A 14,697-nucleotide genomic window follows, 5' to 3' on the forward strand; every position below is an offset into this window, starting at 1 on the left:
CATGACGTCGACCTACGTAAAGGACGCGCGGCCCGCCGTCGCCAAGGAGCAGAAGCCCGGCCCCGGCAACCGACGCCCGCTCGCCCGCCGCGTCACGGACTGGCTGACCGCCGTCTCCTTCACCCTGCCCGCCCTGATCCTGTTCGGCGCGCTCGTGCTCGCCCCGATCATGTACGCGCTGTACGTGAGCCTCTTCAACTGGGGCGGTTTCGGGGCCCCTTCGGACTACACCGGACTCGACAACTACAGCCGCCTCGCCAAGGACCCGGTCTTCCTCGGCGACCTGTGGCGCGGCCTGCTCCTCGTCGGCTTCTCGGTCCTCGTCCAGCTGCCGTTCGCGCTCGCCATGGCGGTCCTGCTCAATCAGAAGCTGCGCGGCCGGGCCGTGTACCGGATGCTGTTCTTCGCCCCGTACGTCCTGTCCGAGGTGATCACCGGCGTCCTGTTCTCCATGATCTTCGCGCCGGACGCCGGGCTCGCCGACAAGGTGCTCGGCGCGGTCGGTCTCGACGGGCTCGGCGGGCTGTGGTTCGCCGACCAGTCGACCGTCATGCCGACTCTGTTCCTCGTGATGACGTGGAAGTACTTCGGGTTCCACATGATGCTCTACCTGGCAGGGCTGCAGGGCATCCCGGCCGAACTGCACGAGGCCGCCCGCATCGACGGGGCGGGCGCCTGGCAGCGCTTCCGGCACATCACCCTGCCGCTGCTCGGACCGACCCTCCGGATCAGCGCGTTCCTGTCGGTCATCGGCGCCATCCAGCTGTTCGACCTGGTGTGGGTGGTCTCCCAGGGCGGCCCCGACCACGCCTCGGAGACGATGGCCATCACGCTGTTCCAGTTCGGGTTCAAGCGCTACCAGATCGGCTACGCCAGCGCGATCAGCATCGCGCTCTTCCTCATCAGCCTCGTCTTCGCCCTCGCCTACCAGCGTTTCGTGCTGCGTCGCGACACCGAAGGAGCCCTCACGAACATGCGAGCCACCCGATGACCGCGCCCGACGCGGTGGGCCGCCGCCGCTTCGGCAAGGTGCCCCTGTACGTGATCGTGTGGCTGGTCGGCATCGTCATGGTGACGCCGCTGCTCTACGCCCTCGTGTCCGGCTTCAAGTCCACCGACCAGCTGTCCAGCAACCCCTTCGGTCTGCCCTCGCCCTGGGTGACGTCCAACTACACGGACATCCTCGCCTCCGGCTCCTTCTGGCGGATGCTCGGTTCGTCCACCCTGATCGCGATCGGGACGACCGTCCTGACGGTGGGGGCCGCCGCCCTCGCGGCGTTCTCCCTCGCCCGATTCGCCTACCGTGGCCGGGAGTTGCTGTTCACGCTCTTCACGATGGGGCTGATGTTCCCGTTCGCGGTGGCGATCCTGCCGCTGTTCATCCTGCTGCGCACCTTCGGACTCCTCGACAACCCGTGGGGCGTGATCCTGCCGCAGGCCGCGTTCGGACTGCCCCTCACCATCGTCATCCTGCGCGGCTTCTTCCGCGAGATCCCCGGCGAACTGGAGGAGGCGGCCACGCTCGACGGCTGCTCCCCGTTCGGCTTCTTCTGGCGGATCCTGCTGCCGATGGCACGCCCGGCGCTCGGCACCGTCTCCGTACTCGCCGTGGTGACCAGCTGGAACAACTTCCTGCTGCCGCTGCTGGTGTTCAGCAACGAGACCTGGTGGACGATCCCCGTCGGTGTCCAGCAGTTCCAAGGGCAGTACGCCGCCGACATCGCCCGCGTCTTCGCCTACCTCGTCCTCGCCATGGTGCCCGCCCTCGCCTTCTACGCGGTGGCCGAACGGCAGCTGATCGGCGGCATCACGATGGGCGCCACCAAGGGCTGACCCTCACTCGCACCCAAACCCCCTCGCTGACCCCGCACTTGAGGAGTTCCATGGTCAAGCCATGGCAGGACACCACCCTGCCCGCCCACGTCAGGGCGGCGGACCTGCTCGCCCGGATGACCGCCGAGGAGAAGGCCGCCCAACTGTCCAGCGTGTGGCTGGGGGCCGACACCGAAAGACCCGAGGTCGCGCCGGGGCAGCACGCGTACGCGGCCGAAAGCCCCGCCCTCGACGCACTCCTGCCGCACGGCCTCGGCCAGCTGACCCGCCCCTTCGGCACTGTCCCGGTCGAGCCGGCGACGGGCGTCGCCAGGCTCGCCGCACTGCAGCGACGGATCCGCGCCGGGAACCGCTTCGGGCTGCCCGCGCTCGCCCACGAGGAGTGCCTGACGGGATTCACCGCCTGGCAGGCGACCATCTTCCCGACACCGCTCTCGTGGGGCGCCACCTTCGATCCGGCCCTGGTCACCGAGATGGCACAGTCGATCGGTACGTCGATGCGCGCGGCCGGCATCCACCAGGGTCTTGCGCCCGTCCTGGACGTCGTACGAGACCCGCGCTGGGGCCGCACCGAGGAGTCCATCGGTGAGGACCCGTACCTGGTGGGCACCATCGGCACCGCCTACGTACGGGGCCTGGAGGCGGCCGGGATCGTCGCCACCCTCAAGCACTTCGCCGGGTACTCGGCCTCACGCGCGGCCCGCAACCACGCCCCGGCCCCGCTCGGACCGCGCGAACTCGCCGACGTGATCCTGCCGCCGTTCGAGATGGCGGTACGGGACGGCGGCGCCCGCTCGGTGATGCCCGCCTACAACGACATCGACGGACTTCCCGCTCACGTCCATACCGTGCTCCTCACCCAACTCCTGCGTGAGACATGGGGGTTCACGGGGACTGTGGTCTCCGACTACTTCGGCGTCTCGCTCCTGGAGTCCGCGCACAGGGTCGCGGACTCCACTGAAACCGCCGCCGGTCTGGCGCTCGCGGCCGGCGTCGACGTCGAACTGCCCTCCGTCCGCTGCTTCACCGAAGCCGGCAGCCTCCCCGTCGAACCGCTCGACCGGGCCGCGCTGCGGGTCCTGGAGCAGAAGTGCGAACTGGGGCTGCTCGACCCCGACTGGGAACCGGTGACCGCGGACACCCCCATCGACCTGAACCCCCCTCATATGCGTGAACTGGCAAGGAAGATGGCGCAGGAATCGATCGTCCTGCTCGCCAACGACTCCGGTCTGCTGCCCCTTGCGGGCGGGCTGCGCATCGCCGTTGCCGGACCGCTCGCCGACGAGCAGGCCGCCATGCTCGGCTGCTACACGTTCCCCCGCCATGTGGGCGTCCATCACCCCGAATTCCCTGCGGGCGTCGAAGTCCCCACCTTCGCCGAGGCCCTGCGCACGGAGCTGCCCGACGCCACCTTCGTCGACGACCCGGCACGGGCGGATGTCTGCCTGGCCGTGGTGGGAGACCGCTCCGGTCTGTTCGGGCGCGGCTCCTCCGGGGAGGGCTGCGACGCGGCGGACCTGGAACTGCCGTACGGCCAGGGCGCCTTGCTCGACGATGTGCTCGACTCCGGGACGCCGGTCGTCATCGTCGTGCTCAGCGGCCGCCCCTACGCGCTCGGCCGCTGGGCCGACCGGGCAGCCGCCGTCGTCCAGGCCTTCTTCCCCGGACAGGAGGGCGGCGGCGCGGTCGCCGGCGTGCTGACCGGGCGTGTCGAGCCGTCGGGCCGACTGCCGGTCGGCGTGCCGCGGACCGCGGGCGGCCAGCCCGCCCCGTATCTCGCACCGCCGCTCGGCCGCCACAGCGGCGCCAGCAATGTGGACCCCACCGCGCTCTACCCGTTCGGGCACGGCCTGTCCTATACGACCTTCAGCTGGGACGCCCCGCAGTGCGACGCCCCCGAACTGCCCACCGACGGCGAGACGACCCTGCGCCTCACCGTCCGCAACACCGGTGACCGCCCCGGCACCGAGGTCGTCCAGCTCTACCTCCACGACCCGGTCGGCACCGTAGCCCGCCCCGAGGTCCGGCTCGTCGGCTACGCCCGCGTCACCCTCGATGCCGGGGCGTCCGCCGAGGTCCACGCCACGTTTCCGGCGGACCTCGCCGCGTACACCGGCGCCGACGGCCGCCGTGTCGTCGAACCCGGCGCGCTCGAACTGCGCGTAGCCGCGTCCAGCGAACGCGTCCACCACACTGTCTCCCTCACCCTGACGGGGGCGGAGCGGGAAGTCGGGCACGGGCGGCGGATGCGGTGCGAGACGCGCGTCAACAATTTCGATGCGGGCACCGAAAGGTTCTTGTCGTCTCAAGGAAACCAGAGGGACTTCTTGGCGTCTCGCTCGGTGGGCACCGTGTCTTATGCTCCAAGGCATGCGTGATGACGAGGAGTTCGGCCGCATCACCCTGGCCGAGGTGGCCCAGAAGGCAGGCGTCTCCATTTCGACAGTTTCGAAAGTGCTCAACGGGCGGCAGGACGTGGCCGCCCCGACCCGGGTCAAGGTGGAGCGACTCCTGGAGACGCACTCCTACCGGCGTACGACACGGGCCTCCCGCGAGGCGCCGCTCATCGAGCTGGTCTTCCACGAGCTGGACAGCATCTGGGCGATGGAGCTGATCCGCGGCGTGGAGAACGTCGCCAAGGCGCACCGGGCCGGCGTCGTGCTGACCGAGAGCGGCACCCGGCACGCGCCCGCCCCCGACTGGATCGAAGACGTCATGCAGCGCAGGCCGCGCGGCGTGGTGCTCGTCTTCTCGGCCCTGCCGGCCGAGGTCAAGCAGCGGCTGCGGTCGCGCTCCATCCCGTTCGTCATCGTCGACCCGGCCGGCGACCCCGACCCGGACGTACCCTCGGTCGGCTCGGCGAACTGGAACGGGGGGCGGGTCGCCACCCGGCACCTGGTGGACCTCGGACATCGCCGCATCGGGATCATCACGGGGCCCGACGACATGCTCTGCTCCCACGCCCGCCTCGATGGCTACCGCTCCGCGCTCAGCATGGCGGGCATCGAAGCCGCCCCCGATCTCGTCCGCTACGGCGACTTCCACGTCAAGGGCGGCTTCGAGCACGCCCTGGAACTCCTCGACCTGCCTGAGCCGCCCACGGCCATCTTCGCGGGGAGTGACCTCCAGGCGCTCGGTGTCCTGGAGGCGGCCAGGGTCCGCGATCTGCGGGTGCCGCAGGATCTCTCCGTGGTCGGCTACGACGACGTCCCGGTGGCACGCTGGTCGAGCCCGGCCCTGACGACGGTGCACCAGCCGCTGCGGGAGATGGCCGAGGAAGCGGTGCAGATCATCATGCGGTTGCGTGACCAGGAACCGGTGACCACACGCATCGAACTGGCGACGAGCCTCGTCGTCCGCAAGAGCACGGCGCCGCCTGCTTCTTGAGCTTCTTGCGGCTCAGCGTTCGGGATCCAGCAGGGTGTCCGCGACGGCGCCGTTCAGGACCTGGTGGGCCACGTCGGAGAGCTTGAGCCGGCGGTTGCGGGCGTACGTCCGCATGCGTGTGAAGGCCTGGTCCGTGCTGCATCCGCGGGAGCTGGAGAGGTATCCCTTGGCCTGCTCGATGACGATCCGGGATTCCAGGGAGCCCTGGAGCTGTGCGATCTGCGTCTTCTGCCGGTGCATCATCTGCTGGCGGATGACGCAGATGGTGGCGGTGTCCGCCAGCGCCTGGGCCAGCCGCAGCTGGGTGTCGTCCAGGGGCCGCGGCAGATCGTGGAGGAGGCTCAGGGCGCCGGCCACCGTGCCGGTGTCCTGGCAGCGCAGCGGGACCGTCGCGACCGAAGTGAAGCCGAGAAGCAGGGCACGCGGCGTGAAGCGGGGCCACCGTACGCAGGCGGCTTCGACGTCCAGCCGGAGTTCGGAGACGTGAGACTGGGAGTGACAGAGGTCCCGGCACGGACCCTCGTCGCATTCGAGGCCGAACAGCTCCAGAGCGTGGGTGTACTCGTCGGAGGCCACCACCTCCACGACCTGGCCGTGCGGAACGTTCAGCAGGACCCCGGCCGCCGAGACGTCCAGCAGGTCCACGCAGTGTTCGGTCAGTGTGCGCAGGACATCGGTCACGCTCACCTCCCGCGTCAAGGGGGCAGCGAGATCCACGAACGCGGACGCCAGCCGTTCCTCGCGCCGCCTCTCGGACATGGCGGTCATGCCGCCTCTCCCTTCCGTGGGCACCCTCCACGGCATCCTCGTCAACAGTCGCCCCATGTCGGCAACTGGACTGTGTTCATGCTCCGGTTGAGGAATCCACGGAATCCCTTCCACGCTACCGCCAACGGTCGGCGCACAGCAGACACGCGTTCATCCGATGTGCCGGGGAAACTGGTCGGCGATCGCGGGAGGGAGCTCGGCGAGGCCCAGCAGCCCGGCCACCGTCCTCCCCGTCAGGTCGTGCCATGCGGTGGCACGTCTCAGCATGGCGTGGTCACCGCCGTGCATCAGCACGGTGGCCGCCTCGGCGCCCGCGGCGCCGGCCCGAGCCGCGAAGTCCAGGGAGGACCTGGGGTCGGTCGTACGGTCCTGGTCGCCGTGCAGCAGCACCACGCGACGGCAGCGCAGGTGCGCCACCGGCTCCCCGGCAGGGCACCAGGGGGCGAGGCCGACCACTCCTCGCACCAGCGGATCCCCGGCGGCGCTCAGTGCGGCGCGGGCCCCCATCGAATGCCCCACCAGGACGGTCGGTACGTCACCGGTGAGCAGCTCCAGCTCACGCAGGGCCCGGCGGGCGTCCCGCGCCGCGTCCTGCCGCTCGCCGTTCCAGCCCCGGACGCGGTAGCGCACCCGTCCCATCAGCACCGCGCCTTTCGACGTCGACCGACGGATCGCGCCCTCGAAGAGACGCAGGCGCGCGCCCGGCAGATTCCACGGCGGGGGTGATGCGGTTCCGTGTTCCCGGCCGCCGTGCAACAGAAGGACGGCGGCACGTGGCTTCTCGACCGGTCCGCTCAGCTCGAGCGCCGGGCGGTTGCCATCGCGGAAGGGCACAGGGACTCCTCGACATGTCGGCGGGCCAGCCTCGTCCAGCGTCTCATCGCCCGTCAGACGTGCCGCGAGGAGGCTCACGCATCGACATGTTCGTCGGCGGACGCGTGCCGGATTGGTAGACGCCGAGAATGCAAGAGCGCCCCCTCGCGCGCCCCCCGATCGCGCCCTGAATCACACCCCCAGATGTTCAGGGAACGCGCTTGCCGTGCAGGTCAGAACGCGCTTTCCGAGTAAAGGCGTCGCGAGCTGGGTCTCGCTCACTTGGCTGGTTTGGTGCGGTTCGGCGCGGCCTCGATTCCGGTGTCCTCCGTGCGCGCCGAGAACCGGCGCGTGTATCCAGCACCTATAAGCGGCCCGGGATCTACGACCCCTCTGAGCGGCCACGGCATCCCGGAACGCCCGACTCCGGCAGGTCATCTCCCGTCCCTTGTCGCTCATTTCGTACCGCTAAGGGTTCGCCATCTTTTTTCCGCCAGGTTCCACAGAATCCGCACAGACCCCACAGGTGGGCCGCACTATGTGACGCGACAGAGCGAGACGGACACACACTGCGATGTGTGAACGTGTCGTTGGGGGGCGGGCCGTGGGGTGGAGACATCCCCTCGGTCCGACCGTGGAGGGGACCACGCACCGCATGAATCACACCGCGCGAGCGGCGGCACTCGGTGCCGGCGCTCTGCTTCTCGCGCTCTCGCTGCCCGGCAATCCGGCCGCGGCCGCCGAGCTGCCACGCATCGACCTGCGTGTCCTGGTGGTGACCGACGGAGGCCCCGCCACCGCCGCGCTCACCGCCGAACTCGACGGCCAGGGCACGCCGTACACGACCGTCGACCTGCGGCAGAGCGGACGGCCGGTGATCGACGCCGCGTACCTCGCGGACACCGCCGACGGCAGGGCGCGCGCCAAGTTCCAGGCGGTCGTGCTGCCCAACGACAATCCGTTCGGGGCCGGTTCGGCCGAGATGGCCGCCCTTGCCTCCTACGAGCAGACCTACTCCATCCCGCAGGTCGACGCCTATACCTACGCCAGGCCCGAAGCAGGCCTGCGGGCACCCGAGTTCAGCGGTTCGCTCGACGGGGTGCGGGCCCAGGTGACCGCATCGGGCAAGAGCGGCCCCTTCGGATATCTCGCCGGGCAGGTGCCCTTCGAGAACAACGCGTCCGCCGCGAGCGAGAGTTACGGTTTCCTGGCCGAGCCCGCGCCCGGCGCGGACTTCACGAGTTACGTGGACGCGCCGATCCCCGGCGCGTCGGGCCGCGGATCGCTCGTGGGCGAGTACCGCCATGACGGACGGCGCGAGCTGGTGGTGACCTTCGTCTACAACCAGCACCAGCAGCAGTTCCGGCTCCTCGCCCGCGGCATCGTCGACTGGATGACCCAGGGCGTCCAACTCGGCTCGTCCCGCAACTACTTCGCCGTGCACGTCGACGACGTCTTCGGAGCCGACGACCGCTGGGACAGCGAACTCAACTGCACCCCGGGCGACGTGGACTGCCCGCCGGGCCAGGGCACACCCGACCCGATCCGCATGACCGCGGACGACGCCGCCTACGCGGCCCAGTGGTCCAAGGGCCGCAAGTTCCCTCTCGACATGGCCTTCAACGGCGGCGGCAGCGAGCTCTACCGCGAGGAGAACGGCGGCGCGGACCCCCTGGCGGACCGGCTCATCGCCGACCGCGGCGAGCACCGCTGGATCAACCACACGTACAACCACCCCTTCCTCGGCTGCGTCCAGGACGTCAGCACCGTGCCGTGGACCTGCGCGAAGAACGCCGACGGCGGCACGCGCTACGTCTCCCGCACCGAGATCTCCCAGCAGATCTCCGACAACCGCAACTGGGGGCAGCGCGCCGGACTCCCGCTCCAGAGCGGCGAGTTGGTGACCGGCGAGCACTCGGGACTCAAGGTCCTTCCGCAGCAGCCCGACGACAACCCGAACCTCGGACCGGCCCTGCGGGACAACGGCGTGACCTGGCTCGGCTCGGACAACTCCCGGGACCGGGGACAGCGCCCGGTGGGCCCGGGGCTCACCGTGCCGCGCTTCCCGATGAACGTCTTCTACAACGCGGGCCGCACCAGCGAGCAGATCGACGAGTACAACTGGATCTACACCCGCAAGGCGGACGGCGGCAGTGGCGTCTGTGAGAACTCCTCCGTCGCCACCTGCCTGGAGAGCCCCCTCGACTCCACCACCGGCTACCAGGACCACATCGTGCCGGTGGAGTCGACGATAGCGATGGGGCACGTCCTGGCGAACGACCCCCGGCCGCACTTCATCCACCAGTCGAACCTCGCCGAGGACCGCATCGCCTACCCCGTGCTCGGCTCCATCCTCGACGCGTACGGCGCGCTGTTCGCGGACAACGCCCCCGTGGTCAACCTGCGGATGGCCGACATCGGCGGCGAGCTGCGCTCCCGCGCGGCCTGGGACACGGCCGTCAAGGCGGGCAAGGTCACGGCCTACCGGATCGGCGACAAGGTGACCGTCCAGGCCCCGTCCGGCGTGGCCGCCCGCGCCACCATGCCCACCGGAACCGACCAGCAACTCCTCCTGGGCACCGACCCGTTCGGTTCGGCGTACGCGGGAAGAACCTCCGGCTGGGTGTCTCCCGCGCTCCTCCAGAGCCGCGTCACGCTCAATCTGCCGTCCGCCCCCGGAGTAGTGGGCGAGGCGGCGGCCGAGCAGCCCGACGTCACGAAGGCGGCCGGGAAACTGCCCGTCCCACCCGGCGCCACCACGTACGTGAAACCCGGCACCGACGGCCACACGCCACGCGCGCTGCCCACCCGGCGCTGACACACCGGCACCACACGGTGGCCGGCCGGCCCCTCCCGGCCTGCCACCGGGCCCACGACGGGCGCCGCCCACGCCCACCGACCCGCAGTCCAGGGGCATCGCACCACCATCCCCCCGCGCCCGTACGTCCCGCACCTCGCCGTTCACGGAACTCGCCGTACCCCGGTCCGCCGGGGCGGGCGCCGCCGTCGGCTCCCTCGCGTTCGTATCTCACCCGCGGAGCCCCACCATGCCCGACTCACCCTCGCCCGTGCCGATACCGGCACCCTTCCCCGCACCGTCGTTCCACCCCCCACGGACCCGCGTCACCCTGCTGACCGAAGGCACCTACCCGCACAGCCACGGCGGCGTCAGCGTCTGGTGCGACCAACTCGTCCGCGGCATGCCCGACATCGACTTCGGCGTGCTCGCCGTCACCGCCACCGGCCGCGAGAGCCTCGCCTGGGAGCTGCCGCCGCACGTCGAGGAGCCCGTCTGCCTGCCCATGTGGGGCCCGGCCCCCGCCGGACACGCCCCGCGTGGCCGACGCCGACGCCAACTCCTCGGCTCCTACGAACAGTTCCTCACCGCACTGCTCGACCCGGCCGCCGAGGACGGCTTCGCCCCCGCGCTCCACGACCTCGCCCGGCACGCCCGGGACGGCGCCCTGGCGCCCATGCTGCGCACCGACCGCGCGGTACACGTCCTGACCTCCGTGTGGAACGCCCCCGGGCGCGCGACCGCCGATGCGCGGCCGACGCTGCACGACGCGGTCACCGCCACCGGCCTGCTCGAACACGCGCTGCGCCCGCTCGCCGCACGGCCTCCCGAGCGCGGCGTCGCGCACGCGGTCAGCGGCGGCATCGCCGCCCTGCCCGGCCTCGTGGGGCGCCAACTCCACGGCGTGCCCCTGCTGTTGACCGAGCACGGCGTGTACCTGCGTGAGCGCTACCTCGGCTACCGCACAGGCCCGTACAGCTGGCCAGTGAAGGCCGTGCTGCTCGGATTCTTCCGGTTGCTCGCCGAAGAAACGTACCGCCAGGCCGCCCTGATCACCCCGGGCAACCGCTACAACCGCCTCTGGGAGGAGCGCGGCGGCGCCGAGCCCGCCCTCATCCGCACCGTCTACAACGGCGTGGACCCCGAGGCCTTCCCACCCGCGGGCCCCGAACCGCTGAGCCCCACCCTGAGCTGGGCGGGCCGGGTCGACCCGATCAAGGACCTGGAGACCCTGATCCGCTGCTTCGCCCTGGTCAGGCAGGAGATCCCGGACGCCAGGCTGCGCCTCTTCGGCGGCACCCCACGGGGCGGCGAGGCCTACCGCGAGCGCTGCGAAGCCCTTGCCGCCCAGCTCGGCCACGGCGACGCGGTGGTCTTCGAAGGCCGCGTCGAGCACATCAAGGACGCCTACTCGGCGGGCAACGTGGTGATGCTCTCCAGCATCAGCGAGGGCTTCCCCTTCACCCTGATCGAAGCCATGTCCTGCGGGCGCGCCACGGTCTCCACGGACGTCGGCGGGGTGCGGGAGGCCGTGGGCCCCACCGGCCTCGTGGTGCCGCCCCGCGCACCGGAGGCCATGGCGCGGGCCGTCGTCGAACTGCTCCGCGACCCCGCACGCCGCGCCGCGATGGGCGAGGCGGCCCGGCTGCGGGTGATCGAGCAGTTCACGCTCCGGCAGACGGTCGACGCGTTCCGATCCATCTACGAGGAGTTGGCCACGCCCGGCCAACAGGCAGTCAGGCAGGCAGAGTTCGCGATCCAGCACGTCTCGGACGAGGTGGCGGGATGAGCGGACCGCTCCCTCTCAGGCCGCGCGGCGGACATGCCCGCCGCGCGAACCACGGCGACGCTCCAGGCGCGGACGACACCCTCGCCCTGCGCCTCGCGCGCCCGCCCCGGCCCCGCACCCGCCCCGGCGTCGGCCTGCGCCCCGCCCGGGCCGACGACCCCGTCGACCGGCTCGCCGCCGAACTCGGCGACGAGGCGGGCGCGGCCGTGCACCCCTACGAAGTCGCGGCGCTCCTGGAGTCGCAGGGCCTGACCGGCGACAGGATCCAGGAGACCTATGGGCACCCCGATCTGTTCTCGCTGGCCGACGCCGTCTTCCGGCGGGTGCCGCGCAGCCATCCGAAGCCGCCTGTGCCGCCCGACCCCTGGCGGCCCGACCACCTCCGCTGCGCCCTGCGCGGGCTGCTCTTCGCGCTTCCCGGCACGGCATACGTACTGGCGCAGGGCGCGTGGGGGTCGGCCTCCGGGCTGTACGGGCTGATCGCCGCGGCCCTGGTGTCCTGGGCCTGGTCCCAGGCGCTGAGCCACCGGGCGTACAGCAGGCTCGCGACCGGGCGGCACGAGGCCGGGCGCACCCTGCTGGCCGGCGCGCCGCTGGGCGTCGTGGCCGCTTCGGTGACCGGTCTGCTGGTCGCGGGCCCCGGGGCCGCCGCGCTGTTCGCCGTCGGGCAGTCCTGCTATCTCGCCGCGGCCGGGTTGCTGCTCGTGCTCGGCCACGAGAGGATCCTTGCGGCGGCGCTCCTTCCGGTCGTGGTGGCCGCGGCGGCTCAGCCGTGGTGGCAGCCACCGGAGCTCCTGCGCACCGGACTGCCGCTGCTCACCGTGCTGCTCGCGACGGCCGCCGCGGGCCACGCACTTCGCTCGGCGCTCAGGGCGACCCCGGTGCCGGGCCCCGCACCACGCCTGGTGCGCTCGCTCCCGTACGGCCTGTTCGGCCTCGCGGCGGGCGCGCTGACCGCGGTGGCGGGACATCAGGAGCCGTACGCCGTCATCGTGCTGACCCTGAGCATGGGCCCCGCCGAGTGGCTCCTCTACCGCTACCGCGGGCTCGCCGTGGCCGCCCTGCACGCCTCGACCACCCCCAGAGGCTTCAGGCTGCGCGCCGCGCGTGCGCTCGCCGTGTGCGGCGGGGCCTATCTGGTGCCGCTCGCCCTGGGCGCCGTACTCGTCGGCGCGAGCGCGACCCGGCTCCTCCTGCTCGGCGCCGTGCTGTGGACCGCCCTGCTCCTCCAGGCGTTCGGCGCGGCCTGGCCGTCCGCCGCGCCCTGCCTCGCCGCCGCGGTCCTCGTGACGGCACTTCCGCTCACCGGCGTCGTCCCGACGCCCACCGCTCAACTCATCGGCTGTACCGCCGCCGCGCTCGCGCTGCTCGCGGTCGCCGTCCACCGCTTGGGCAGGCCCACGGCGCACGCCTGAGCCGCCCGCGCCGTCCGGCGCCACGCCCACCGGGCCCGGCCCCCGCCCACCGCACCACCTCGTCAACGCCCCAGCATCAGGAGAGCTCATGGCCCCCGCACCACTCGTCGCCGTCACCGGAGCCGAAGGCTTCATCGGTTCGCACCTCACCGAGGCCCTCGTCGCGTCGGGCCACCGGGTCCGCGCGATGGCGCAGTACAACTCCTTCTCCTCCTACGGCTGGCTGGAGACCCTGGCGCCCGAGGTGCTCGCCGAGGTCGAGATCGTCCTCGGCGACGTACGCGACCCGGGCTCGGTCCGCGGCCTGGTCACCGGCGCCGAGACCGTCTACCACCTGGCCGCCCTCATCGCGATCCCGTACTCCTACCAGGCCCCCCACAGCTACGTGGACACGAACGTGACCGGCACGCTCAACGTCCTCGAAGCCGTACGCCACCTGGAGATCCCGCGCCTGGTGCACACCTCCACCAGCGAGACGTACGGCACCGCGCAGACCGTGCCGATCACCGAGGACCACCCCATCAACACCCAGTCCCCGTACGCCGCTTCGAAGGCGGGCGGCGACCGGCTCGCCGACAGCTACCACGCCAGCTTCGAGACGCCCGTGGTCACCCTGCGGCCCTTCAACACCTTCGGGCCGCGCCAGTCGATGCGGGCCGTCATCCCGACCGTCATCGGCCAAGTCGCCGCGGGCTCACGGGAGATCACCCTCGGCGACCTGCGCCCGACCCGTGACTTCACCTTCGCCGCGGACACCGCACAGGCCTTCATCGCCGTCGGCACCGCGCCCGCCGAAGCGGTCGTGGGCCGCACCTTCAACGCGGGCACCGGCGGCGAGATCTCCGTCGGTGACCTGGTGCGGCTCATCGGCAAGGTGATGGAAGCCGACCTCGACGTGCGCGAGGACGAGCAGCGCATCCGCCCCGCGGCCTCCGAGGTGATGCGCCTGGTCGCCGACGCGAGCCGGCTGCGCGCGGCCACCGGCTGGGCGCCCGGCCACGACCTGGAGCAGGGCCTGGCCCGCACCGTCGAGTTCTTCCGCGACCCGGCCAACCTGGCCCGCTACAAGACGGACATCTACAACATCTGAGCCATTCCCGACCGTCCCTGACCAACCGTCAACGGATCTGCGCATCAGGCCACTTGACCACTTCGGGTCACGCACAGGGGAGACAACCATGCACGCAGTCATTCTCGCCGGAGGCAAGGGCGTCCGGCTCCGGCCGTACACCACCGCGCTGCCCAAGCCGCTGGTCCCGATCGGCGACCAGCACGCCATCCTGGAGATCGTCCTTCGCCAGCTGGCGAGCGCCGGCTTCACCAGCTGCACCATCGCCATCGGCCACCTGGGCCACATCATCCGCGCGTACGTCGGCAACGGCGCCCGCTGGGGACTGCGCGTCGGTTACTCCACGGAGGACAGCCCGCTCGGCACCATGGGCCCCCTCCTGACGATGATGGACCGGCTGCCCGAGCACTTCCTCGTGATGAACGGCGACATCCTCACCGACCTCGACTACGCGGACGTCCTGAAAAGCCACAGCGCGTCGGGAGCGCCGCTGACGATCGCGACGTACGCGCGTCAGGTGCGCATCGACTTCGGCGTGCTGACCACCGAATCGGACCGCGTCGTCGCCTTCACGGAGAAGCCGAGCGTGGACTACCGCGTCTCCATGGGGGTCTACGGACTCTCGCGTGACACGCTCGCCTCCTACACACCGGGCCTGCCGCTCGGATTCGACGAGCTCGTGCTCGACCTCCTGAAGACCGACACCCCGCCGCACGCCTACGCGTTCGACGGCTACTGGCTCGACATCGGACGCCCGGACGACTACGACCGCGCGAACGCGGAGTTCACCACGTACCGCTCCCTTCTCCTCAAGGGAGCGTGAGCG

The 14,697-nt window shown here is 71.3% G+C and carries 11 protein-coding genes; 9 read left to right on the forward strand and 2 right to left on the reverse strand.

Annotation, left to right across the window (positions count from 1 at the left end; all coding sequences use genetic code 11):
• Position 1 precedes the first annotated feature (1 nt).
• From E5671_RS39320 to E5671_RS39335, 4 genes are read left to right on the forward strand one after another with little or no spacing between them, the layout of a single operon-like run.
• Positions 2-991, forward strand: coding sequence for a carbohydrate ABC transporter permease (locus E5671_RS39320; protein WP_160508996.1), 990 nt, complete (start codon positions 2-4; stop codon positions 989-991).
• The gene (locus E5671_RS39325) at positions 988-1,833 is read left to right on the forward strand and encodes a carbohydrate ABC transporter permease (protein WP_160508997.1); all 846 of its coding nucleotides are present in this window, start codon (positions 988-990) and stop codon (positions 1,831-1,833) included. The genes E5671_RS39320 and E5671_RS39325 overlap by 4 nt, the downstream gene beginning before the upstream one ends.
• A 50-nt stretch (positions 1,834-1,883) precedes the next feature.
• Positions 1,884-4,211, forward strand: a complete 2,328-nt coding sequence (locus E5671_RS39330; protein ID WP_160508998.1) for a glycoside hydrolase family 3 N-terminal domain-containing protein — start codon at positions 1,884-1,886, stop codon at positions 4,209-4,211.
• Positions 4,192-5,220 (forward strand): LacI family DNA-binding transcriptional regulator, encoded by a 1,029-nt coding sequence (locus E5671_RS39335; RefSeq protein WP_160508999.1) that lies wholly within the window; start codon positions 4,192-4,194, stop codon positions 5,218-5,220. The genes E5671_RS39330 and E5671_RS39335 overlap by 20 nt, the downstream gene beginning before the upstream one ends.
• A gap of 12 nt (positions 5,221-5,232) precedes the next feature.
• Here E5671_RS39335 and E5671_RS39340 read toward each other — a convergent pair whose 3' ends face one another.
• Positions 5,233-5,988 (reverse strand): GAF and ANTAR domain-containing protein, encoded by a 756-nt coding sequence (locus tag E5671_RS39340; protein ID WP_237330337.1) that lies wholly within the window; start codon positions 5,986-5,988, stop codon positions 5,233-5,235.
• Positions 5,989-6,138: 150 nt separating this feature from the next.
• Positions 6,139-6,822: an alpha/beta hydrolase gene (locus E5671_RS39345; protein ID WP_336605981.1), complete on the reverse strand. Its 684-nt coding sequence runs from the start codon at positions 6,820-6,822 to the stop codon at positions 6,139-6,141.
• 634 nt (positions 6,823-7,456) lie between these two features.
• On the opposite strand from E5671_RS39345, the gene E5671_RS39350 reads away from it, so the two are divergent.
• From E5671_RS39350 to E5671_RS39370, 5 genes are all read left to right on the forward strand, one after another.
• The gene (locus E5671_RS39350) at positions 7,457-9,619 is read left to right on the forward strand and encodes a hypothetical protein (RefSeq protein WP_160509000.1); all 2,163 of its coding nucleotides are present in this window, start codon (positions 7,457-7,459) and stop codon (positions 9,617-9,619) included.
• A gap of 229 nt (positions 9,620-9,848) precedes the next feature.
• Positions 9,849-11,387 carry a GT4 family glycosyltransferase PelF gene (pelF, locus tag E5671_RS39355; RefSeq protein WP_160509001.1) on the forward strand — a complete coding sequence of 513 codons (1,539 nt, stop codon included), beginning with the start codon at positions 9,849-9,851 and terminating at the stop codon, positions 11,385-11,387.
• Positions 11,384-12,802 (forward strand): hypothetical protein, encoded by a 1,419-nt coding sequence (locus E5671_RS39360; RefSeq protein ID WP_160509002.1) that lies wholly within the window; start codon positions 11,384-11,386, stop codon positions 12,800-12,802. The genes pelF and E5671_RS39360 overlap by 4 nt, the downstream gene beginning before the upstream one ends.
• Before the next feature lie 88 nt (positions 12,803-12,890).
• Positions 12,891-13,892: a GDP-mannose 4,6-dehydratase gene (locus tag E5671_RS39365; RefSeq protein ID WP_160509003.1), complete on the forward strand. Its 1,002-nt coding sequence runs from the start codon at positions 12,891-12,893 to the stop codon at positions 13,890-13,892.
• 88 nt (positions 13,893-13,980) lie between these two features.
• On the forward strand, positions 13,981-14,694 hold the full coding sequence (locus E5671_RS39370) for a nucleotidyltransferase family protein (RefSeq protein WP_160509004.1): 714 nt from the start codon (positions 13,981-13,983) through the stop codon (positions 14,692-14,694).
• The last annotated feature ends 3 nt before the right edge of the window (positions 14,695-14,697 follow it).

The sequence above is a fragment of the Streptomyces sp. BA2 genome (assembly GCF_009769735.1).
Classification (GTDB): domain Bacteria; phylum Actinomycetota; class Actinomycetes; order Streptomycetales; family Streptomycetaceae; genus Streptomyces.